Origin of the sequence: Pseudomonas sp. KT_2_4 (assembly GCF_041410225.1) — a bacterium.
GTDB lineage: Bacteria > Pseudomonadota > Gammaproteobacteria > Pseudomonadales > Pseudomonadaceae > Aquipseudomonas > Aquipseudomonas paracarnis.
In genome coordinates this window covers 4,701,872-4,723,124 of sequence record NZ_CP166962.1, presented here as the reverse complement: position 1 = coordinate 4,723,124, position 21,253 = coordinate 4,701,872, and the positions used below count along the sequence as shown (strand labels likewise).

Sequence of the window (21,253 nt, the reverse complement as noted above, 5' to 3'; positions counted from 1 at the left end):
GATCTGTGAGCACATACCGAAATCGTAATTCCCTCGTGGGTTGCCTCTTTGCCGCTGTCCTGCTGGGTGGACTCTCGTCCACGGTGCTGGCAGAGGAAAATGGCAGCGACCATTCAACCACTGTTCCTGTTACAGCAACGGACAAGCCAGCAACGGCAAACGATTCGAAGCTAGATCACGGGGCGATGGACCATAGCCAGATGAGCCATGAGTCGATGGATCATGACCAAAAAACCAAAAAGGCAGATTGAGATCATGACCAGTAAGTTTTTACGCCCAACGCTGATGGCACTTGCAGTCTCTACCGGTCCAGCATTCTTTTTCATGGCTCAAGCCGCTGAAGAGATGGATCCGTCGATGGCGATGCCATCAAGTGCGGACGCAAAGTCTTCAACTGCACAAAAATCCAAACCCGCCAAACCGAAAGATGCCGCGATGGATCACTCCAAGATGGACCACGGCTCAATGGGAGCCATGGACCATAGCAAGATGGGGGCTATGGATCACAGCGATAACGGGCAAATGGACGGTATGGAAAGCATGGATGGAGGGGCGACTACCACAAGCCGAACCCCAATCCCCGTACTTACCGACGCTGACCGGGCCGCCGCTTTTCCAGACTTACCAGGCCATGGTGTGCACGATAAAAAAATTAACTCGTTCATCCTCCTGGATAAATTTGAGTACCAAGACGCTGACAACGGTAGTGCGCTGGCTTGGGATGCAAAAGGGTGGATCGGCGGTGACGTCGATCGCCTATGGTTGCGTTCGGAAGGCGAACGTACCAATGGCGTAACCGAGAACGCTGAACTTCAGGCTCTGTGGGGACACGCCATCGGTCCTTGGTGGGATGTCGTCACCGGCATTCGACAAGACTTCAAACCTGGGTCACCTCAAACATGGGGAGCGCTCGGTATTCAGGGCATGGCCCTCTATAACTTTGAAGCTGAAGCGACTGCTTATATTGGTGAGAACGGTCAAACCGCAGCTCGGTTTGAAGGCGATTACGACATCCTGTTGACCAATCGCCTGATCTTGCAGCCGACCGCCGAAGTAAACTTGTACGGGAAAAATGATCCTCAGCGCGGCATAGGATCTGGATTGGCCAACACCGAACTAGGCCTGCGGTTGCGCTACGAAATTACTCGTCAATTCGCACCCTACATTGGTGTTAGCTGGAATCGCTCATATGGTAAGACGGCTGACCTAGCCAGCGATGAAGGGGAAAAGACAAACGAGGCCCGGTTTGTAGCTGGTATTCGGATGTGGTTCTGAGCGATTTGAGCACTAGCCCTACGAATTCAAATGATCGGGGAGTTGGCTCCCCGACTCTAAAGTAGATCCTTCAATGTAACCTTTGCAGCGGCATGAACGCTTGAGTGGGGTTCTATTGCTTCGTAGAACATCTCGCCGTCTCCAAGGGAAAAGGAAATATTCATGACAGGTAGCTTCCGACTTTCAAGTCGATTTCTGCGTATTGCAACATTCGCTGCGCTGTTCATCGGCTCAACGGCTCAAGCGGCGCAGGCCCTGACCATCGATGTGCATCGAGATGCAAACTGCGGATGCTGCAAAAAATGGATTCAGCATCTTGAGGCCAATGGCTTCACCGTCATTGATCATGTAGAAACCAACATGAGTGCTGTCAAACAAGATCTAGGTGTCGCTCCACGACTCTCGTCTTGTCACACTGCGATGATCAACGGGAAGTTTGTTGAAGGTCATGTGCCAGTTGAGCAAATAATTGCGATGAGTAAGCGTGACGACCTTCTCGGGATCGCTGCTCCTGGAATGCCAGCAGGTTCTCCAGGAATGGAAGTCGACGGAGTACATGAGACCTACCAAATAATCGGCCTGACCAAAGCCGGCGTAGATCAGGTCATTGCTGAATACCCCGCAAACTAATCCCACCTCATCCATTCGGCCACAGCATGGTCCCAGCTCATGGCCATGCAGCGGGACATGCTATGTTGATTTCATTCTCAAGCAATACGCAAAGGACGATCAGCAACAAGCTGTAAAGGCGCGCCTGCGCCGAATCGGATAACCCCGTACCGCTGTCCTCAATAACAATTTGAGATGACGCCATGCTCCGTCTGCTGACAAGCACTGCGCATCTGACCACGATAGTGCTAAGTTCGGGTGGCGTTGCCACTCAGCTTGCCTTTCCGAATCTGGACATCTGTCTCGGCTGAAAGCGTAGAAAAGTTAAATTACAGTGGTTTGAGAGTTCTTTTTTTGCAGGCTTTTCAGACGCAGGGTCGCGCGTTGTACAGCGGCCATTTTTTCTGGACGCTTCATTCGTTTCCATTTTCTGATGTCTTCCTTGGTGCGACCGCAGCTGACGCACAGTTCGCTGTTCAACTGGCAGACAGAAGTACACGGATTCTCGATGTCCTTGGCCATTGGTCAATTCCTCGGCGAACTTATGCGAACTACGGGCTCATTGCTAAGCCTGAACGGCGACCTGATCGGGTGAAACAGCGCCCGGCTTCGTGCGGTACTCAACTGTCAGATGAGTGATCTCATGAACTGTCGCAAGCCGTTCTCGTATGTTTTGTGCATTCACTGCTGGGCTGCCTAGAACACTCACAATAGCGGCGCGGGCTTGCGGCCCTACCTGCCAGACATGAAGATCTATGATCGAAGCATCTCCCTGTCGCTCAACCAGTTCACGAATCTCTTCAGCGACATGATCATCTGTCTGGTCTAGCAATACACTCGCAGTCACCCGCATCAACGACCAAGCCCAGCGTGCGATGACAACTGCACCCACAATCCCCATTGCAGGGTCGAGCCAGACCCAACCAAGGTAACGACCAGCAAGCAGTGCTGCGATGGCCAGAACCGAAGTCAGTGCATCTGCAATGACGTGAATATAAGCAGAGCGCAGATTATTGTCATGACCATGTGCATGGTGAGATTCATCTTGGCCGTGGTCATGCCCATGGTGATGATTATGACCGCCAGACAGCAAAAGCGCGCTCACCACATTCACTGCTAATCCGACAATTGCGATAAGAGTCGCTGTCCCGAATTGCACTTGAGTCGGTTGAAAGAGACGAAATAGCGACTCTCCGGCAATTCCCAAAGAGACCAGTCCCAAAATCAGAGCAGATGCGAAGCCACCCAAGTCTCCAACCTTGCCAGTTCCAAAACTGTAGCGAGCATTTGAGGCATGTCTTTTTGCGTAACCGTAAGCAGCTGCGGCTATGCCAAGTGCTCCAGCGTGTGTTGCCATGTGAAATCCATCAGCAAGCAACGCCATTGAGCCAGTGAGATAACCTGCGGTGATTTCAGCAACCATCATTACGACGGTCAGAGCCACTACCCACAAGGTTCGCTTGGCGTTTTCTTCATGTGATTTCCCCAGGAACATATGGTCGTGGGAATAGTCGGTGTACGAATTACTCATCTGGGCAAATCCTATTTGGAATAGCGGCGAATGGCTTCGAGAAGCTCATCGACGCCTTTCGCTCTTTCTTCGTTGCTGAGTGTCGGATTCGCAACGTGTTCACGAGCGTGGTCTTCGATAATTTCATCCATCAGCCCATTGATAGCGCCACGGGCAGAAGCGACCAAAAGCAGGGTTTTCGAGCAGTCATCATCAGAGTCGAGTGCTCGCTCAATCGCCTGGACTTGCCCAGCGATTCGCTTTACACGCTTAAGAAGATTGTCTTTGCTTGATCTCATATGACCCATACCATACCCCCCCTACCTATATTGAGAGTATGTTCACACGTTCCAATCAGCCATACAACCCCAGGGACGCTCGCCGCCGGGATGGATATACCAACAGTTTCTTCAATCCACAAAAAAAGGCGCCACTAGGGCGCCTAAGCCGTCTCCAAACCAAAGGAGAAACAAGGAGACGGGGTGTATCGGGGATACCGGACAGTTGATGCCGATGGCTAATGCCCGTTAAAGGAGTTGCAGTGGATATTCAACAATCAGTCTGACCTCGTCCAAATCAGATTCGAAATCGGTAGCTCGTGTCGTTGCTTGGCGGACACGTAAAGACATGTCCTTCAGTGAGCCTGACTGGATGACATACTTAGCCTCGATGTCTCGCTCCCAACGCTTTTGGTCCTGCAATGGGGCACCGTCCGCTCCGCGACGCATGTACACGCTGTTTGCGTTGGAATAGTCCGCATCCCAACCCTTAGCGTAGCGGGTCATGAAGCTCAGACCGGGGATGCCGAAAGCCTGCATATCTAGATCGTAGCGCAGCTGCAAGGATTGCTCTTTCGGTGAGTTGAAATCGCTGTACTGAATGGAGTTATCCAAAAAAATTGAGTCGGACTGGCGAAGGTAGTCAAAGTCGTCGTTACCATTATTGCGCTGGTAACCAACGGTCACGGCGTGCGCTCCGAATTTGACCCCGGTCTTGCCGCTCCAGATCTTGTTATCGAAGCTTCCCAGAAGTTTTTCACCCTCATCAACCGCTCGGTAGTAATTAAAGCCGCCAATTAGCGATACGCTTTCTGAGAGTGGATAGCTCAATGTGGTGCCCGCGTAGTATTGGTTCCACACATCCTTGAATTGGCTGGTGTAAAGACTCACACCTACGTGTTCATTGACCGTGTAATCGCCCCCTAGATAAGCGATCCATGGAGCATCTACTACACCGGCGTAAAAAGTTGAAAAGCCGTCACGCATGCTACTGGAATTGGGTTGGCTCATCGCATGCAGCCGGCCCCCCTGAAGGGTCAGGCCTTTGATGCTGGTATTAGTGAACGTTGCACCCCGGAAACTCTCCGGGAGAAGTCGGGAATCCCCATAGGCAACGACAGGCGTCGATGGAAATACGTCGCCTACCTTGACGACTGTATCCAGGAAACGCACTTTTGCGGCCCCGCCTACTTTTGAGTAGGAGTCTTCAGGTTGGCCTTTGCTATTGTGCGGCAAGACATCGACTGAGCTACGGGCTCCCGAGCGACCATCACCTGAATCGAGCTTGAGGCCTTCCATTGCAAACGCATCAATGCCGAAGCCTACGGTACCTTGAGTAAAGCCTGATTCGAATCGGCCAATGATGCCATGAGCCCATTCGGCTGAGTAACCATTGCCCGTGGGGCTTGATTGACCCTTTCGATAATCACGATTGAGATAGAGATTCCGATTGAGAATACTAAAGGTGCTCCCCTCAATGAACCCTTCAGGCTTTTGCTCCACAGCTACTGCAACTTGCCCCATGCTCATGCCAAGGGAAATGAGAGAAAGACCATAAATGCTTTTATTGTTCATTTAACACTCCAGGCTTTAGCTTGGCAGAGTTTCTTTATGAAATATTTTTTATAATTATAAAAGCCACCAGCACGTGAGGATTTCTCCTACGTGCCGGCAGACATAATTTCATACAATAGATAACTCCAGCGTGACCTGAAAATTACTTCTGTGTCAGCGAACAGCAAGCAGGCTCAAAACATACCGAACAACCTTGCGCAGTCAGGGCTAACGCTAATTAACTTCCGTGAGGGCAGTTAGTACCCATAACCTTGTATTCCAAGGTGTTGAGCTTGCCCGCCGAATCTTCATAGGTCATGCGCGAAGGGGCTACGCCACAGGTTTTATTGGCTTGAGTGGTACTGATTACCTTCTGGACATCGAGGTTCATTCCGTATTCATAATGAACAACTTCAGGTGTCGCCTTTCCGTTTTCTAAGGCGTACTGCTCCATCGCCTTCTGGTTCTCTTGCATCATTCGACCATAAACACGGTCACCACCTCCTTCAGCCATGGCCAAAGAAGACATGGTCAAGATGGAAGCGGCAAAAACAACTTTTAATAATTTCATGATTTTCTCCTAGTGCTCACTTACTTCTGACTAGAGGATAACCAGTGATGCCTTTCAGGAAGCTGCCGCGAATATTACATATCTGTAAGGCCTCTCGTAGAGCTCGTGAGTTCAACTATTTAAAGTTTAGCTTTATTGGCAGAGCACGCTGAATGCATCATACGACCATCAGAAATCAACTCGTATCCCACCTGGAGCATCTAGAGATTTTTTATAAAAATGCATATCTTCCTATTATGAAAAGCGGCTTTGACCGCTACAGGCGGATGAATCGTTTGGGCGTAGCTAAATGAGACTACGAACGTGTCACAAAAGCCTCATGGGCTGCGGAAATTAGGCACTACGTAGAGCACCGAAAACGCAATCGGCAGGATGGTCTTTAACAGCAATACGGTCTCGGAGGATAGGTTTTTATCTTATCCTTAACGTCATCGAAGATGACATTGAAGCTGTGCAGCAGGCGCTCCGTTTGCAACATTTGATCGTGAAGGATCTCAAGCAGGACAGCACAAACTACTGCCTGCCCAAGGATAAAGATAAAGCCTTCGAATCTTGAGGTTGTTTTCTCCAGCACGACCAAACCCGCTGACGATATCGGCAGGGCGAGCATTTTGCCGTTGATGTCGCCCGAAGCTTCAATAGAAGTGATTTTTCGTTATGTCGTGGGGCGGTGGCGAGACTCGTCCGACTGGCGTACTGTGGACCATCGGCGGCGATGGGGCCAAGAAGGGTCGCCTCATAAACTTGGCTTGAACTCTTGCTGTGTGGATAGCCAGTTAACTGCGTACTCACTGCGTCGTCAATTTGAGCCGACCAAGTGCCATCTCTAATCCAACCCACACGAATTCGTCGCTCTCAAATACCCAAAGCTTCCAAATTCCTATTTCTTACTGCGCTCAAGACAGCCATCCGGTCTTCTGTACCTGAATCCATATCAGGTACGGTGCCATGCTCCAGATCCTTACCCACATTAGCGAAACGCGGCGCTGGCTGTTTTCACTGCTACTGTTCTTGTCAACTGCGTCCCACGCGGAGACGTGGGTCATTACAAACCGAGCACATCCAGTATCCGCACCTTCTGGCGCTCGCGTCATCTTCCTGGATGATCAGCAGCGCCTTGAAGAACAACTTTCCAACCAACTACCCGCCGATCCACGCCAGGCAGAAGCGGCCATTCAACGCTACCTTGTCAGCCCTGCAGGGAAGCATCTGCAAAACGAGTTGGCCCAAGCCCAGCAGGGCGTCATAGACGCCTGGAGCCTGCGAGTCGAAAAACTCCCAGCCGTGGTCGTAGATCGTCGCTACGTCGTGTACGGCGAGCCTGACGCAGCTAAAGCCGTCGCGTTGATTGAACGAGCACGGAGCCTGTCACGATGAGACGCTCACGTTTTGCGATCCGGCCTTTGTCGCTGGCTATCACTTTCAGCCTGTCATTCAGTGCATCGGCTGCGATCAACTCGGCAGCGATTATTGCCTCGACCCTGTCACCAACCTGCCTGGAGTACAAAGTGGTCGGCATCTGCTATTGGCTGCTCTGCACGCCATTCGGATGCAAAGTCAAAACCTCGACCAAGGTTCGTCACTACGTACCGGACGCTGTGGTGTCTGCATATGCGAATACCGGGATGAACCCTTGGATAGAGATGTCACCTCTTGGCACCCCGAATCCGATGGCCCAAGCGGGCAACGACGGCACTACCAATCACGTTGCAGAGAACAACATCATCAAATTTAAGGAAGCCGATGTCATCGGCCATCCAGGTGGTGCGGCGTTGAGTCAGTTTGCCAGCGCCTCGGGCTATGTATGCAAAGGCGCAACCTTACCGCTTGTGCCTTACTTTCTGAGCACCCTTGACCCCATTGCTTGGCGATACGGCGTCCCGGAATCCGTATACCCCGAAGCACTCATTCCGGGCATGCGCGAAGTCGGTAGCCTGCTCTCAGCAAGCAGCTGGGGGAACGTCTACCCGCGTAGCGGCTTCCTTAACCAGACTGACGACTACAAAACGGGCGCAGTTATTGCGCAGCGTGCCGGCGACGTGGTTACCCGCCCAGGCCAGGTCCATGTCTACTTGCCGATGCTCGCCCTTCCCTACCCCGGTTACTGGCCCGCAGGGCCGCTACGCGAAGGTGACGCCTCCACTGGTAAGTGGCAAGAGCTCACCCCAGTCCTCAACCCGACTTGCGCAACCTTTCCCACCATCGATCCGAACATCGATGCGCAGGATGGCGGCTACGCCTGGGCACTCTGGCGCCCTTATTCGTGTTGCCAGCGTCGAGGACAGACCTTCCTCGGCAGTACGGACTTCCAATGAAACAGCGATCGGAGCAAAGCATGAAACTCACTACCTTGGCGATAGGGCTCGCCTGCAGCCTCAGCAGTGCAATAGCGCTCTCTGCTGATCCAATCAACGTCTCCTCCTCCGGAAGCGTCATTGGGGACAACGTGCTGTATAGCATTGGCGGCGGCAACGCAGTCACCATGGGGAGCGCAGGCAACATGGATAGTATTTCTGTGGGAGGCGGTTGGAATACCAATCTAATCTGCGGAAACATGAGCCTGAGCACAACCCTTGAAAACCAATTGAATGGTGCCACTTCCGGCTTCAAAAACATCATGAGCTCGGTGGTACAGAGCGCCACCAGCGCCGTGGCTTCGCTGCCGGCACTGATTCTTCAACGTGCGAACCCGGCGCTATACAACCTCATCACCAACGGCATTTTGCAGGCCCGCCTGGACTTCGACCGCTCCAAAGGCACCTGCCGCGCCATTGGCGAAAAGATGGCGGATATCGCCGGTAACCAAATGGGCTGGGGCAAGCTTGCTGAAGGTCAGGCTATGAGTCAGGCGCTAACATCCAACACAGACGCAGTGTCGGCGGTGGAACAAGTCGAAAAGAAAGGTGGAAACGATGGCGTCACTTGGGTTGGTGGTGATAGAGCAGGTGGTTCCGGTCAGAAGCCAATTCGTATCGTAGGCGACGTCACCAAGGCGGGCTACAACCTTCTGAACAAGCGCGCGGCCGGCGACACCGCATCCATCAGTAAAGCGAACTGCAACAACGGCATGGTGTGCAATGTCTGGTCATCGCCCCAGGAAGCCACCACCTTTGCCAATCGTGTCCTGGGTGAACAACAACAGCAGACCTGTGACAGTTGCCCTAAAACGGTGACAGCCGCAGGCGTCGGCCTCACGCCGCTGATCCAGGAAACGTACGACACCAAGCTGAAGGCCCTGCAGGAACTGCTGAGCGGAAGCAAAACGCTGTCGCTAGAAAACCTGGAAGCAGCGAGCAGCAACTCGTTACCCATCACCCGAGGCGTTGTAGCAGCACTCAAGGATGAGCGCGACCAGGACGTACTCGCTCGCCGGCTTGCCTCCGAAGTCGCGTTGTCCGATGTGTTGGAGAAAGCTCTGACCCTACAGCGCACCTTGATGGCAGGCAGTCGGGAACCGAACGTCGCGGCTAATGACCTCGCCGTCCAGGCAGTCGGCCAGCAGAGCTCCTCGCTGCAACAGGAGATCGGCAACCTCAAAATGGAACTGGACATGCGTCAGCAGCTCGCGAAGAACTCGCCTCTGACCATCATTGAACGCAGCAAAGCACGGGCAGAAGACTCTCGTGGCGTGTCCCCGGGAGCCCCAGAAACGAATCGATTGGACCAGTTGCAGTCACCCGCCCAGAACAAACAGTGAGAAAGGCCATGACCGAAATACAGGAGCCTGTCGCCGCTCCCAACCGTTCGCTGGTTCGACGAACCGGGAGGAGCATTCTGCTTGTTCTGGGTGTTTTGCTCGCGACTGCCGCCCTCGTAGTCCTACTCAGCGCTGTCCTGATGAACATGTTCGACAGCGCCGAGCAATGGCAAGCCTGGCGCACCGACCACTATTGGCCGCTCTTTACCTGGCGCCTAATGCTTTATATCGCACTGACCGTTGCCTGGTTCAAATTCAAGGTACGGTTATCGAACTCAGAACGCTCGAAACGGCGCAAAGGCCTGTTGAAGATCGAGATAATGGTGATCTTATTATTTCTGATGGTTGAACTGAGCAAGGTGCTGTATCAGGCAGGGGGTGTTCTGTGACGCTCTACACCAATGACTATTTAGAGTACTACCTGACGTTGGTCGGTTGGATCATCAACAATGGTATCTGGGCGATGATTTCAGATACCGGTCTATTCGCCCTCCCCTTCTGCATCATCGTTATTCGAGAGTGGCTGAAAGTCCGTGGTGAGGGGGCCGATGAGGGCAACAAAGGCGTTCTCTCACTGGCACGTATCGAAACAAATATCTACGTTGGCTACATCGTAGTCGCATTCTTCGCTGTACCAGCCGTCAATGTGAGTTTTGATACCTTGGCATTTGACCAGAGTAGAGCTCAGCAATGTCAATACAACTTACCTAAACCCACAGACACAGGCTGGAACACAACATTCAGCTCACTGGCAGGAAAGAGTGCCCAGATGCCCATGTGGTGGGCATTAATGCATGCATTATCAAAGGGATTAACCAATGGCGCTGTAGCAGCAATTCCCTGCGGGACTGATTTACGGCAAGTACGCATGGAAGTTAGCAACACCAAGATCAACAACCCGCTATTGGCTCAGGAAATTGGCGACTTTACGCACGATTGCTATGGACCCTCCCGTGCCAGATTATTCATGCGCCAACCCGAATTGGGAGCGCAAGGGAATGACCCTCGTTTTGCGCAGGAACTCAGCTGGATTGGTTCGCACTATTTATTGAACACCTCGGGTTATTACGACACGGACTACTCCAAAACTCCAAGGGCATCATGGCCCTATAACGCATCTCGTGATGTGGGTTTACCACAAGTGGGTGGAGGTGGGGGCTATCCAACTTGCAAACAATGGTGGTCAGATAGCGGAGTGGGACTGCGGGACCGTATCAAGGCTCAAGTGTCGCCGGACCTCATGACCAAAATGCTCGGCTGGGCAAAGTGGTTGTCCCCGGACGAAGTCACTGACTCGCTTGTCCGGCAACTGGTCTCGCCGTCGAACCAGGTGAAAGGGGATGTTTATACGGACTACGGGGGACAAATCGACGGAACTGTGTGGAATGGTGCAGCCCGGGCAGCGGGGACTCTCGGGGTTGCATTAGGATCTATGGCCTATTTTCCAGCGATGGACATGGTTCGCCAGGCGCTACCGATGGTCATGGCGTTCTTGAAAATGGCGATGGTGATTTGCATTCCCTTGGTGCTAATCGTCGGGGCTTACCAACTAAAAGTGGCCATGACTATGTCCGTTGTTTTTTTCGCTCTGATATTCGTGGACTTTTGGTTTCAACTGGCTAGATGGGTCGATACCACGATATTGGACGCTTTATATGGAGCCGGTTCTCCGCATTTATCATTTGATCCTGTGATGGGTTTGAACACTGCCACCCAGGACGCAATCTTAAACTTCGTGATGGGCTCGATGTTCATCATCCTGCCAGTGTTTTGGACGGGCGCGCTGGGATGGGCAGGGGTGAGCGCAGGAAAAGCATTGGAAGGCCTTACCAGCGGAACAAAAGATGTTCAAAAGGCAGGTCAGGAAGGGGTGAATACTGTCAAACGTAGCGTTATGTAACGTAAGGGTCTCATATCATTGATATGAGACCCTTAATCATCGTCGTCTACACGTTGACCAGCAACATAGTACCCATAGCCATCGGGGCCATAGCATTGACCATACTCTATCTGGTTTCTGCGAGGCGTAGGTCTGTGATTCAACGCCCAGAGCCCTCCACCCAAAACCAAGGTAAATACTGCAACGCTGATAATCCCGCTGAAAATGTCTGCAGAAAAATATAGGAGTACGGCAGCCACAACCAGACGCTTGACCCAACGCAGGGTACGGTTCTGACTGCACCAAACGAGGCGCGCAGCCTGACCCAGGCCATAGCCTAAGCGACTTGCTACTCCCTGAGAGGTCTGTGCGGTCATGGTGCGTCTCCTTCTTACCCGGTCTAGGGGCGATTTGACATTACTTATAATACCGATTTTTCTATGCTGCAAGATCATGAGACAAACGGCCTTTGCCTTCAGCACCAGATGCCCCCCTTTCACAACAAAAATGGCCCAAAAGGTAAAAGGTTTTGTAGAAGCGAATGGAATGGTTCACAAGGGTAAAAGCCTTACCCGAAAGGGCCGCTTTCAGCGGGAAAAAGGTCCAATCTCATCAACGCATCTCGCGAGTCGAATAAACTTCAACTAACTCGTCTTCTGTAAAATTACTAAGCAAAGAAAAGTATTCAGCTCTGGACTCAACCGTCAACGGTTGGATAGAACCTAAATTAATAAGAGTTGAAACAGCCTCGTCAGGAGTCATTTCGCTAGTAAGTGGGGCTCTCTGCCCAGAGTAATAAACCTTGTCAGACGCAATAGCTACATCCAGCAGTTCACGTACTTCACCATAACGAGCGGAACGCGCAGCGGTTAGAAACACTCCATCAAAAATGACCAAGACGCTATCAACGTGAGGAATAATATATTTAGCTAAGGCGACAACCAGAGGAAGGTTGTTGTCCCACCTTGCTTCCTCATCATCAAGATCATTCCCTACACTAGCAAAAAGAATGATCTCATCACACTTATTGTCACGTATCAAATCACAAAGTGCCCAAACATTATCTGAGGTTGATTTCGTAGCGTAGCGAAGTGAAACCATCATTTTTTCCTCACATAGTCGATCTGCGGCCCCGTGCCCTTAGACCGAAACGACGATAATTCTGCATTCCTTTCTCCGTCACCACCATAGAAAGATGGCTCTTCGCCAAAAGAAATACCCGAGGCAACCAGTGATCCTTTCCCCTTGCTCGCCCCCCCTTTGATAGGAGAAAAGCCTGCCCCATGAATCATTTACGGAGCAGGCGATGTTCTCTATTTTCCGCCGCAATAAAGCGCTACCCGCCCAAAGCCCCTCCCCTAACGGTTTTATACAGCCGGCCTCTAGCCAAGCACTACTGGCATCGCCGCGCCGTCAGAAACTACTGGAGAACATTTGGCAGCGCGCATCGTTATCTCGCTCACAGTTTGTCGAGCTCTATAGGCGTCCACTTGAGCGCTACGCGGAGTTGGTCCAGCAGCTCCCTGCTTCGCAAAACCACCATCATGCACACCCTGGCGGCATGCTGGATCACGGGCTTGAAATCGTCGCCTATGCCTTGAAAATTCGACAGAGCTACCTGCTTCCTATAGGCGCACCGCCGGAGTCTCAATCAGCACAGGCTGAGGCCTGGACTGCCGCCGCGGCTTACGGCGCTCTGATACACGACCTCGGCAAGATCGCCGTCGACGTGCACGTCGAGCTGGCAGGAGGTAAAACCTGGCACCCGTGGCACGGCCCAATCGATCGTCCCTATCGATTCCGTTACGTGAAAGGACGCAACTACCAACTTCACGGAGCCGCTGCCGCACTGATCTACGCGCAGATCCTCTCCTCAGAAATCTTAGATTGGCTCAGTAATTTCCCCGAAGTGTGGTCGCAGTTAATCTTCATTTTGGCTGGTCAGTACGAACATGCCGGCATTTTGGGAGAGATCGTGGTCAAGGCCGATCAGGCGTCCGTCGCACAGGAGCTCGGTGGAAATCCAGCCCGCGCGCTGTCCGCGCCCAAACAGTCTTTGCAGCGTCAATTAGCAGATGGGTTGCGTCACCTGGTCCGAGATACATTCAAACTGAATCAACCCGATGGACCGTCAGATGGATGGCTGACACAGGATGCTCTTTGGCTGGTTAGCAAGCCTATTGCTGATCAATTGCGAGCCTATTTGCTGACCAAAGGCGTTGAAGGTGTACCCAGTACGAATGCGCCTTTCTTCAACATGCTGCAAGATCAGGGGGTAATCCAAACCAATGCCCAAGACAAGGCAATCTGGAAAGCCACGATAGACAATGGTCGTGGCTGGCGAAACACCTTCACCCTGCTGAAGCTCTCACCGGCACTGATCTGGAATGATCCAAGTGATCGGCCCACAGCTTACGCTGGGACTCTTGAGGTAGAAGCTGGCAACCCGGTAGAAGACTCTGCAGCTGAAAATACCGTCGCCACACCGGCCAAAAAGTTGCCTTCGGAAATTCAATCCAGCCCTGTGCCGGCGCCTTTAGCACCGGCACAGCCATCACCGTTCGAACTACCTCAGCATTCCTCGAGCAGTACAGATGAATTTGACGAGCTACTGGCGCTCCTTGGTAACATCAATGAGCCATCAGAAGACACCAAAAACAAAGCGGTCTCAGCGGCACATACCGCGCCTCCGAAACTGGATGAAATCCAGCCTTCCCAAACCTCCAATCAAGGAGGTGCGCCTTTAGCAATAATCGAAGAAGTCACTCCGATGCCTAGCAATAACACCGAGATCGGTCAGGGATTTGTTGAATGGCTTAAGAAAGGCATCGCATCCCGGACCATCATTATCAACGATACCAAAGCGCTGGTTCATACCGTAGCAGGGACCGCTATGCTGGTAACGCCTGGAATTTTCAAACGCTACGTCCTTGAATTCCCCCATATCGAACAGCAAGCCAAAGTACAGCAAGTCAGCGCCTGGCAGCTGGTTCAACGTAGTTTCGAGAAACAGAAACTTCATCGAAAAACGCATAAGAGTTTGAATATTTGGACCTGTGACGTTGTTGGACCTCGAAAATCCAAGCAGCTCAAGGGGTACTTACTACTAGACCCGCGAACAATCTTCTCTGAGGTCCCTTTCGACAATATCAGCCTGTCCTTGAAGTCAGAAGCAACGGAGCCGCCACAATGACGACGCCCTCGAATCTGACGGAGGAATACATCTTTGCCCATGATCTGCGGCCTGCCAGTGCAAAGATCTATCGCGCCTCGACCAAAGCACTACTCAAGCATTTCCGAACGGCCTCAGTTGAGGAGATCGATCATCGTGCGGTTCTGACATGGCGAAAAAAAGTCCTTGAGAACGGATTATCCAAACGCAGCTGGAACACCTATTCAAATCACCTTCGAACTGTTTGGGGCTACGCCATAGAACACGGCCTGATGACCCATACCACGATCAACCCATTCAAGAAAACCAGCGTTATCCCACCAAAGCGAGCCAGCAAGACAATCAATGGAGACGCCATCCAACGAGCACGCAACTGGCTCATATCCCTTGTAGGCCAAGAACGTTGTACGCATGAACGTAGCCAGATCACACCTGCCTGGTTCTGGCTCAGCGTCTTCGAGATGTTTTATTACACAGGCATACGTCTGAATGCCCTGCTGTGCCTGCGTTACAAAGATATCGACTGGGACAGCCAGATGATCTTGGTCCGCGGTGAAACAGAGAAGACCCATCGGGAGTTTTTCCTCCCCATTATGGAAGGACTCGCTCCACACTTATCCAGGATCTTGGGGGAGGCCGAGAAAATCGGTTTTTCACCAGACGATCAGCTGTTCAACGTCAACAGATTCTCTCGTCACTTCCATGGCAAGGAAATGAACATCGACCAGGTGGAGTCAATGTACGGCAAGCTCACCGATAAGATCGGCGTGCGCATGACCCCTCACCGCTTCAGGCACACATTAGCAACAGACTTGATGAAGCAGCCTGAGCGAAACATTCATCTCACGAAAAGCCTGCTGAATCATTCGAATCTAGCGACAACGATGAATTACATAGAGGCGGACTACGACCATATGCGTGCTGTTCTACATGAGCGGAGTCGGGCTCAGGGCGCTCTGAGCCGAGTGACACGGGTTGATCCAAGTGGCAAACCCTCTGCCCCCTTACCCGCCAAAATAGGTGTGCATTCACAGGAAACCGCTCAACCAGAGCCCAAGAAGCTGCCAGCTCCACAACAATCTAGCAGCACAGAGGTCAGTATTGATCGGCGGACCAAGTCGACTGGCCGAAGCGCGCTACAGAAGGCTCTCGAGCTCGCATCTGCGCAACTGCATCGCGAGTCAATGACATGCTCTATGGACCCACCAGTAGATCAAGTAGAGCAGAGTCTACTATTGACGCTAATGGCGAGCGGGCTTGGTGTCGGCACATTCAGGAAACGCACCTCAACTGAGCATTCAATGCGAAGCTCATCATTTTCCAGAGCATCGCCCTAGTACGCTCATAATCAAAGCGCACTGGCTATAGGGAATTCTGGTTGGCCAGAGGCTTTCGCATGCCCGGAATAAAGAACCAGGTCGAAATCCGGATTTTTTCCAGACGAACGGTACGACTTTGCTCAAGGCACAAAAAAAGGCGTCATAAAGACGCCTTTTTCATTAAATATGGTCGGGGTAGGGGGATTCGAACTCCCGACATCCTGCTCCCAAAGCAGGCGCGCTACCGGACTGCGCTATACCCCGGAATGCGCATCGCAAAGCCTATGCACATTGACATCATGACGAACCGAAACTACTGTTCGCCTCAGACGGCTGCATGTCTACGGCGATATCTAAGTGCTGTAACACTTTCCAAAACCGTAAAACCGCCTCTATCAGAGCTAGAACCTCTGATTCTAAGATTTGATTCCAGCGTCAACTGGTCTCAAAAATGGTGGGTCGTGTGGGATTCGAACCTACGACCAATTGGTTAAAAGCCAACTGCTCTACCAACTGAGCTAACGACCCAAATATGGTCGGGGTAGGGGGATTCGAACTCCCGACATCCTGCTCCCAAAGCAGGCGCGCTACCGGACTGCGCTATACCCCGGTTTGAAATTGGCTCCGTGACCAGGACTCGAACCTGGGACCCAATGATTAACAGTCATTTGCTCTACCGACTGAGCTATCACGGAACTACATATTTCAAAGTTACTGCTGTGTTGCTTCCTCTTCGACCCTGTCCGTATCGCTACGTTAGTGTCTCTGAGGCGCGCTATTCTACAATCTTAAAAACCCCTGTCAACCCTTTAAATTGCTTTTAAGACAATGATTTGCGCTTCTTTCTGATTTCTTCTTGGGGAGAAGAAACCCGTGGGCTGACGTTGCTGCGGGGCGCACTTTACAAGCCTTTGCCTTACAGTTCAACGCCCTATCGAAAAAAAAGGCCCCGCAATGCGGGGCCTTCTCTGGTTGCGCCAAGCGCAGGCCTTAATGGAAGACGATTTCGTCGTCTTTCACCGTCGCCGTGACGCGGGTGCCAGGCATAAAGCTGCCCGACAGGATCAGCTGCGCCAGTGGGTTCTCGATCCAGCGCTGGATCGCACGTTTGAGTGGCCGTGCGCCATACACTGGGTCGTAACCGACCGCGATCAGCTTGTCCAACGCTTCGCTGCTCAACTCCAGGTCCAACTCGCGCTCAGCCAGACGGCTACGCAGGCGGCCCAACTGAATTTCGGTAATGCCCGCGATCTGATCCCGCGCCAGAGGCTCGAAGATCACCACTTCGTCGACCCGGTTGATGAATTCCGGACGGAAGTGCGTGGTCAACGCATCCATCACCGCCGCACGCTGGGCTTCACGATCACCCACCAATTCCTGGATCTGAGCCGAGCCCAGGTTGGAGGTCATCACGATCACCGTATTGCGGAAGTCCACCGTGCGCCCGTGGCTGTCCGTCAAGCGACCATCTTCCAGCACCTGCAGCAAGATGTTGAACACATCCGGGTGCGCCTTCTCGACCTCATCCAGCAGGATCACCGAGTAAGGCTTGCGCCGTACGGCTTCGGTCAGATAACCGCCCTCTTCGTAACCCACATAGCCTGGTGGCGCACCGATCAGACGAGCCACCGAGTGTTTCTCCATGAATTCGGACATATCGATCCGCACCATGGCCTCTTCAGTATCAAAGAGGAACTCGGCCAGGGCCTTGCACAACTCGGTCTTACCCACACCGGTTGGGCCGAGGAACATGAACGAGCCGCTTGGACGGTTCGGGTCGGACAAACCTGCCCGGGAACGCCGTACCGCGTTGGACACCGCCACCACTGCCTCTTCCTGGCCGATGACGCGCTGATGCAACAGGCTTTCCATCTTCAGCAACTTGTCGCGCTCGCCTTCGAGCATCTTCGACACGGGAATACCGGTCCACTTGGAGACCACTTCGGCAATTTCTTCCTCGGTCACCTTGCTGCGCAGCAACTGGTTCTCAGGCTTGCCGTGCTGGTCGACCATCTGCAGGCTGCGCTCCAGGTCCGGGATCACCCCGTACTGCAACTCGGCCATGCGGTTCAGGTCGCCTTTACGGCGCGCCGCTTCCAGTTCCTGACGGGACTGCTCGATCTTTTGCTGGATCTGCGCCGAACCCTGTACTTCGGCTTTTTCCGAGGTCCAGATTTCTTCGAGGTCCGAATACTCGCGTTCCAGGCGAACAATTTCTTCCTGGAGTTTTTCCAGACGCTTCTTGGCCGCTTCGTCTTCTTCTTTCTTCAGCGCCTGGGATTCGACTTTCAGTTGAATCAGGCGCCGATCCAGGCGATCAAGCACTTCCGGCTTGGAATCGATCTCCATACGGATGCGGCTGGCCGCTTCGTCGATCAGGTCGATAGCCTTGTCCGGCAACTGACGATCAGTGATATAGCGGTGGCTCAACTTGGCCGCCGCAATGATCGCACCGTCGGTAATAGCCACCTTATGGTGGACCTCATAGCGCTCTTTCAGGCCCCGCAGGATCGCGATGGTGTCTTCTTCGCTGGGTTCTTCCACCAGAACTTTCTGGAAGCGACGCTCAAGGGCTGCGTCCTTTTCGATGTACTGACGGTATTCGTTAAGCGTAGTTGCACCGACGCAGTGCAACTCACCCCGCGCCAAGGCGGGCTTGAGCATATTGCCGGCGTCCATGGAGCCTTCGCCCTTACCGGCGCCGACCATGGTGTGCAATTCGTCGATAAACAGAATGATCTGCCCTTCCTGCTTCGACAATTCGTTAAGCAAGGATTTCAAGCGCTCTTCGAACTCACCCCGGAACTTGGCTCCGGCAATCAGCGAGCCCATATCAAGAGACAGCAGGCGCTTGCCTTTGAGGCCGTCCGGCACTTCACCATTAATGATGCGCTGAGCCAGGCCCTCGGCAATCGCGGTTTTACCCACGCCAGGTTCACCGATCAACACCGGGTTGTTCTTGGTGCGACGTTGCAATACCTGAATGGTGCGACGGATTTCGTCGTCACGGCCAATCACCGGGTCCAGCTTGCCTTCTTCGGCACGCTTGGTCAGGTCGACGGTGTATTTGTCCAGGGCCTGGCGCGACTCCTCGTGGTTGGGGTCGTTCACCGCTTCGCCGCCACGCAGGTTGTTGATGGCGTTTTCCAGGGCCTTTTTGCTCACGCCCTGGCCCAGCAACAACTTGCCGAGCTTGCTGTTGTCGTCCATGGCGGCGAGCAACACCAATTCACTGGAGATGAACTGGTCACCTTTCTGCTGGGCCAGGCGGTCGGCCTGGTTGAGCAGGCGCGCCAGATCCTGGGACATATTCACGTCCCCGGTGGGATTCTGGATTTTCGGCAGTTGGTCGAGCTCTTTGCTCAACTCCTTGCGCAGGCTGTTGACGTCAAAGCCCACCTGCATCAGCAAGGGTTTGATAGAGCCACCCTGCTGTTCCAGGAGTGCCTGCATCAAGTGTGCAGGTTCGATGGCCGGGTGGTCGAGGCCCACTGCCAAAGATTGAGAGTCGGACAACGCCAACTGTAATTTGCTGGTTAAACGATCAATACGCATTAGTCACCTTCCTTTTGAGCAGGCCGGAGCTATGAACAAACACATCCTGAATGAAGAAACCTGCCAGATACCCTTATAGATGGGGTGGATTCTGGGCGTTTCAAGCGGCAGACGGTTGATACAGGTCAGGACAGTCTAGCGTTCAAGCCAGATAAGGGAGGCGAATCGGCCCGTACGTGGGCTTCGGCGATAAGAAAAGAAACGCGGGTCGGTCACAGTGCACAAACCGCCACCATACACAGCGCTAACACCGCGCGCGGCCAGACGCAGGCGCGCCAGCTGGTAAATGTCGGCCAGGTACTTGCCAGGGTTGTGGCTGGGAACAAAGGCCTCAGCGGTGGCACGCAGTTGCTGCATGAACACTTCACGCACTTCCGGGCCGACCTCAAAGGCTTGTGGGCCAATGGCAGGGCCGAGCCAGACCAGAACGTCTTCGGGTGCGCTATCCAGGCTTTCGAAAGCGGCCTCCAGCACGCCGGCCGCCAAACCACGCCAACCGGCATGGGCTGCGGCAACCCGGGTGCCCGCTCGATCACAGAACAGCGCAGGCAGGCAATCAGCGGTCATGGATGTGCAGGCGATGCCAGCGGTGCTGGTCCAACTACCGTCAGCCTCGACAGTACGGCCCGGATCGGCCTCAACCACGCGAGTACCATGGACTTGACGCAACCAGGCAGGCTGGATATCGAAGGCCTCACTCAGGCGACGGCGATTCTCAAGGACGGCCTCGAGGCTGTCCTCGACATGATCGCCCAGGTTGAGGCTGTCGAACGGCGCCAGGCTGACGCCGCCCGCACGGGTGGTGACGCAGGCTTTTACCCGAGCCGGCGCGGGCCAGTCAGGTATCAGCCAGTCACTCATCCGACAAACGCCTCGCGATCCTGCTTGAGCAGCGACAGCAGCCAGACCAGATCGTCCGGTAGTGGCGATTCCCAGCTCATGCGCTTACCACTCGTCGGATGATCCAGTTCCAGGAAGCGTGCATGCAGTGCCTGGCGCGGGAACGTCTTGAGCGACTCAACCATGGTCTGGCTGGCCGCCGGCGGAATACGGAAGCGGCCACCGTAGGCCGGGTCGCCGACCAACGGGAAGTTGATGTGCGCCATGTGCACGCGAATCTGGTGGGTACGCCCGGTTTCCAGCTTGACCCGCACATGGGTGTGGGAACGGAAACGCTCCAGCACACGGTAGTGGCTGACGGCCTGCTTGCCACCTTCCATCACCGCCATACGCTGGCGCTGCTGGCCGTGACGACCAATGGGTGCGTTGATTTTGCCACCGGCCACAACGACGCCGATCACAATGCACTCATAGATGCGGCTGACGCTCCGGCTCTGCAATTGCGTAACCAGTTGCGTCTGCGCCTGAATGGTCTTGGCCACCACCATAAGGCCGGTGGTGTCCTTGTCCAGACGGTGAACAATGCCGCAGCGCGGCACATTGATGATGTCCGGCACGTGGTGCAACAGGGCATTGAGCAAGGTGCCATCAGCGTGCCCGGCGGCCGGGTGAACCACCAGGCCTGCGGGTTTGTTGATGACCAGGATGTCGTCGTCTTCATAGACGATATCCAGCTCGATGTCCTGAGCAACCCATTCTCCCTGGGCTTCCTGCTCGGCAGTCAGCTCAAGAATCGCACCGCCATGGACTATGTCTCGCGGGCGGATAACCGCTCCATCCACAGTCAGGCGGCCGTCTTTGATCCAGGCGGAAAGGCGCGAGCGCGAGTGCTCAGCGAATAATTGTGCGGCGACTTGATCGAGGCGTTGGCCGCCCAATTCGGACGGCACCTCTGCGCGAAGTTCAATTTTATCGGACATGCTCAGACTAGGCG

20 protein-coding genes and 4 tRNA genes are annotated in these 21,253 nt (G+C 53.6%); 10 read left to right on the top strand and 14 right to left on the bottom strand.

The annotated features are described in order from the left end of the window. Window positions 1–5: 5 nt before the first annotated feature. From AB9N64_RS21695 to AB9N64_RS21685, 3 genes are all read left to right on the top strand, one after another. The gene (locus AB9N64_RS21695) at window positions 6–251 is read left to right on the top strand and encodes a hypothetical protein (protein ID WP_024073347.1); all 246 of its coding nucleotides are present in this window, start codon (window positions 6–8) and stop codon (window positions 249–251) included. After that, complete coding sequence (locus tag AB9N64_RS21690) at window positions 223–1,275, top strand: copper resistance protein B (RefSeq protein ID WP_008437443.1); 1,053 nt, start codon at window positions 223–225, stop codon at window positions 1,273–1,275. Before AB9N64_RS21695 ends, AB9N64_RS21690 begins: the two co-directional genes overlap by 29 nt. A gap of 162 nt (window positions 1,276–1,437) precedes the next feature. After that, the gene (locus tag AB9N64_RS21685; RefSeq protein ID WP_008437448.1) at window positions 1,438–1,905 is read left to right on the top strand and encodes a DUF411 domain-containing protein; all 468 of its coding nucleotides are present in this window, start codon (window positions 1,438–1,440) and stop codon (window positions 1,903–1,905) included. A 303-nt stretch (window positions 1,906–2,208) separates the two neighbouring features. On the opposite strand, the gene AB9N64_RS21680 is transcribed toward AB9N64_RS21685, so the two are convergent. The 5 genes from AB9N64_RS21680 to AB9N64_RS21660 all read right to left on the bottom strand — a co-directional run bounded on the left by AB9N64_RS21680 (window position 2,209) and on the right by AB9N64_RS21660 (window position 5,797). After that, a complete protein-coding gene (locus AB9N64_RS21680) occupies window positions 2,209–2,406 on the bottom strand; it encodes a DUF1289 domain-containing protein (protein WP_008437450.1) in 198 nt (65 codons plus the stop codon). A gap of 43 nt (window positions 2,407–2,449) precedes the next feature. After that, window positions 2,450–3,415 (bottom strand): CDF family Co(II)/Ni(II) efflux transporter DmeF, encoded by a 966-nt coding sequence (dmeF, locus tag AB9N64_RS21675; protein ID WP_008437453.1) that lies wholly within the window; start codon window positions 3,413–3,415, stop codon window positions 2,450–2,452. Window positions 3,416–3,426: 11 nt separating this feature from the next. Continuing rightward, window positions 3,427–3,702, bottom strand: coding sequence for a metal/formaldehyde-sensitive transcriptional repressor (locus AB9N64_RS21670; protein WP_024073346.1), 276 nt, complete (start codon window positions 3,700–3,702; stop codon window positions 3,427–3,429). A gap of 219 nt (window positions 3,703–3,921) precedes the next feature. Further along, window positions 3,922–5,247: an OprD family porin gene (locus AB9N64_RS21665; RefSeq protein WP_008432871.1), complete on the bottom strand. Its 1,326-nt coding sequence runs from the start codon at window positions 5,245–5,247 to the stop codon at window positions 3,922–3,924. A 217-nt stretch (window positions 5,248–5,464) separates the two neighbouring features. Further along, complete coding sequence (locus AB9N64_RS21660) at window positions 5,465–5,797, bottom strand: DUF2790 domain-containing protein (RefSeq protein WP_008432869.1); 333 nt, start codon at window positions 5,795–5,797, stop codon at window positions 5,465–5,467. Window positions 5,798–6,745: 948 nt separating this feature from the next. Here AB9N64_RS21660 and AB9N64_RS21655 point away from each other — a divergent pair. Genes AB9N64_RS21655 through AB9N64_RS21635 form a run of 5 tightly spaced genes read left to right on the top strand, consistent with a single transcriptional unit; the run spans window position 6,746 to window position 11,394 of the window. Continuing rightward, the gene (locus AB9N64_RS21655; protein ID WP_008432865.1) at window positions 6,746–7,174 is read left to right on the top strand and encodes a TIGR03757 family integrating conjugative element protein; all 429 of its coding nucleotides are present in this window, start codon (window positions 6,746–6,748) and stop codon (window positions 7,172–7,174) included. Then, window positions 7,171–8,112: a TIGR03756 family integrating conjugative element protein gene (locus AB9N64_RS21650; protein ID WP_008432863.1), complete on the top strand. Its 942-nt coding sequence runs from the start codon at window positions 7,171–7,173 to the stop codon at window positions 8,110–8,112. The genes AB9N64_RS21655 and AB9N64_RS21650 overlap by 4 nt, the downstream gene beginning before the upstream one ends. Before the next feature lie 20 nt (window positions 8,113–8,132). Continuing rightward, window positions 8,133–9,494, top strand: coding sequence for an integrating conjugative element protein (locus tag AB9N64_RS21645; protein ID WP_024073345.1), 1,362 nt, complete (start codon window positions 8,133–8,135; stop codon window positions 9,492–9,494). 8 nt (window positions 9,495–9,502) lie between these two features. After that, the gene (locus AB9N64_RS21640) at window positions 9,503–9,883 is read left to right on the top strand and encodes a hypothetical protein (RefSeq protein ID WP_008432858.1); all 381 of its coding nucleotides are present in this window, start codon (window positions 9,503–9,505) and stop codon (window positions 9,881–9,883) included. Beyond that, entirely contained in the window at window positions 9,880–11,394 is a 1,515-nt protein-coding gene (locus AB9N64_RS21635; protein ID WP_371359663.1) for a conjugal transfer protein TraG N-terminal domain-containing protein, read from the top strand. The genes AB9N64_RS21640 and AB9N64_RS21635 overlap by 4 nt, the downstream gene beginning before the upstream one ends. A gap of 32 nt (window positions 11,395–11,426) precedes the next feature. Here AB9N64_RS21635 and AB9N64_RS21630 read toward each other — a convergent pair whose 3' ends face one another. Both AB9N64_RS21630 and AB9N64_RS21625 read right to left on the bottom strand, forming a co-directional pair. Next, window positions 11,427–11,750, bottom strand: a complete 324-nt coding sequence (locus AB9N64_RS21630; RefSeq protein ID WP_008432855.1) for a hypothetical protein — start codon at window positions 11,748–11,750, stop codon at window positions 11,427–11,429. A gap of 235 nt (window positions 11,751–11,985) precedes the next feature. Then, the gene (locus tag AB9N64_RS21625) at window positions 11,986–12,474 is read right to left on the bottom strand and encodes a hypothetical protein (protein WP_019821334.1); all 489 of its coding nucleotides are present in this window, start codon (window positions 12,472–12,474) and stop codon (window positions 11,986–11,988) included. A gap of 205 nt (window positions 12,475–12,679) precedes the next feature. Between AB9N64_RS21625 and mobH the strand changes: the two genes are divergently transcribed. Both mobH and xerC read left to right on the top strand, forming a co-directional pair. Continuing rightward, complete coding sequence (mobH, locus tag AB9N64_RS21620) at window positions 12,680–14,566, top strand: MobH family relaxase (protein ID WP_008432854.1); 1,887 nt, start codon at window positions 12,680–12,682, stop codon at window positions 14,564–14,566. Further along, entirely contained in the window at window positions 14,563–15,882 is a 1,320-nt protein-coding gene (gene xerC / locus AB9N64_RS21615; protein WP_008432853.1) for a tyrosine recombinase XerC, read from the top strand. Before mobH ends, xerC begins: the two co-directional genes overlap by 4 nt. A 169-nt stretch (window positions 15,883–16,051) precedes the next feature. Here the strand turns inward: xerC and AB9N64_RS21610 are convergent. The 7 genes from AB9N64_RS21610 to rluD all read right to left on the bottom strand — a co-directional run bounded on the left by AB9N64_RS21610 (window position 16,052) and on the right by rluD (window position 21,239). Beyond that, window positions 16,052–16,128 (bottom strand) — tRNA-Pro (locus AB9N64_RS21610). Window positions 16,129–16,316: 188 nt separating this feature from the next. Beyond that, window positions 16,317–16,392 (bottom strand) — tRNA-Lys (locus AB9N64_RS21605). 5 nt (window positions 16,393–16,397) lie between these two features. Further along, a tRNA-Pro gene (locus AB9N64_RS21600) sits at window positions 16,398–16,474 on the bottom strand. A gap of 9 nt (window positions 16,475–16,483) precedes the next feature. Further along, window positions 16,484–16,559: transfer RNA gene (locus tag AB9N64_RS21595), tRNA-Asn, on the bottom strand. Between the two features lie 295 nt (window positions 16,560–16,854). Next, window positions 16,855–19,419 carry an ATP-dependent chaperone ClpB gene (clpB, locus tag AB9N64_RS21590; RefSeq protein ID WP_014716867.1) on the bottom strand — a complete coding sequence of 855 codons (2,565 nt, stop codon included), beginning with the start codon at window positions 19,417–19,419 and terminating at the stop codon, window positions 16,855–16,857. Between the two features lie 135 nt (window positions 19,420–19,554). Beyond that, window positions 19,555–20,280 (bottom strand): peptidoglycan editing factor PgeF, encoded by a 726-nt coding sequence (gene pgeF / locus AB9N64_RS21585; RefSeq protein ID WP_020302967.1) that lies wholly within the window; start codon window positions 20,278–20,280, stop codon window positions 19,555–19,557. After that, complete coding sequence (gene rluD, locus AB9N64_RS21580) at window positions 20,277–21,239, bottom strand: 23S rRNA pseudouridine(1911/1915/1917) synthase RluD (protein ID WP_003188422.1); 963 nt, start codon at window positions 21,237–21,239, stop codon at window positions 20,277–20,279. The genes pgeF and rluD overlap by 4 nt, the downstream gene beginning before the upstream one ends. Between the last annotated feature and the right edge of the window lie 14 nt (window positions 21,240–21,253).

Coding starts and splice junctions, on each gene's coding strand:
- AB9N64_RS21650 (WP_008432863.1), top strand. CDS start 7,171: ATGAGACGCTCACGTTTTGCGATCCGGCCTTTGTCGCTGGCTATCACT.
- AB9N64_RS21655 (WP_008432865.1), top strand. CDS start 6,746: ATGCTCCAGATCCTTACCCACATTAGCGAAACGCGGCGCTGGCTGTTT.
- AB9N64_RS21680 (WP_008437450.1), bottom strand. CDS start 2,406: ATGGCCAAGGACATCGAGAATCCGTGTACTTCTGTCTGCCAGTTGAAC.
- AB9N64_RS21660 (WP_008432869.1), bottom strand. CDS start 5,797: ATGAAATTATTAAAAGTTGTTTTTGCCGCTTCCATCTTGACCATGTCT.
- AB9N64_RS21645 (WP_024073345.1), top strand. CDS start 8,133: ATGAAACTCACTACCTTGGCGATAGGGCTCGCCTGCAGCCTCAGCAGT.
- AB9N64_RS21690 (WP_008437443.1), top strand. CDS start 223: ATGACCAAAAAACCAAAAAGGCAGATTGAGATCATGACCAGTAAGTTT.
- AB9N64_RS21665 (WP_008432871.1), bottom strand. CDS start 5,247: ATGAACAATAAAAGCATTTATGGTCTTTCTCTCATTTCCCTTGGCATG.
- AB9N64_RS21625 (WP_019821334.1), bottom strand. CDS start 12,474: ATGGTTTCACTTCGCTACGCTACGAAATCAACCTCAGATAATGTTTGG.
- AB9N64_RS21640 (WP_008432858.1), top strand. CDS start 9,503: ATGACCGAAATACAGGAGCCTGTCGCCGCTCCCAACCGTTCGCTGGTT.
- mobH (WP_008432854.1), top strand. CDS start 12,680: ATGTTCTCTATTTTCCGCCGCAATAAAGCGCTACCCGCCCAAAGCCCC.
- clpB (WP_014716867.1), bottom strand. CDS start 19,419: ATGCGTATTGATCGTTTAACCAGCAAATTACAGTTGGCGTTGTCCGAC.
- AB9N64_RS21670 (WP_024073346.1), bottom strand. CDS start 3,702: ATGGGTCATATGAGATCAAGCAAAGACAATCTTCTTAAGCGTGTAAAG.
- rluD (WP_003188422.1), bottom strand. CDS start 21,239: ATGTCCGATAAAATTGAACTTCGCGCAGAGGTGCCGTCCGAATTGGGC.
- xerC (WP_008432853.1), top strand. CDS start 14,563: ATGACGACGCCCTCGAATCTGACGGAGGAATACATCTTTGCCCATGAT.
- dmeF (WP_008437453.1), bottom strand. CDS start 3,415: ATGAGTAATTCGTACACCGACTATTCCCACGACCATATGTTCCTGGGG.
- AB9N64_RS21685 (WP_008437448.1), top strand. CDS start 1,438: ATGACAGGTAGCTTCCGACTTTCAAGTCGATTTCTGCGTATTGCAACA.
- pgeF (WP_020302967.1), bottom strand. CDS start 20,280: ATGAGTGACTGGCTGATACCTGACTGGCCCGCGCCGGCTCGGGTAAAA.
- AB9N64_RS21630 (WP_008432855.1), bottom strand. CDS start 11,750: ATGACCGCACAGACCTCTCAGGGAGTAGCAAGTCGCTTAGGCTATGGC.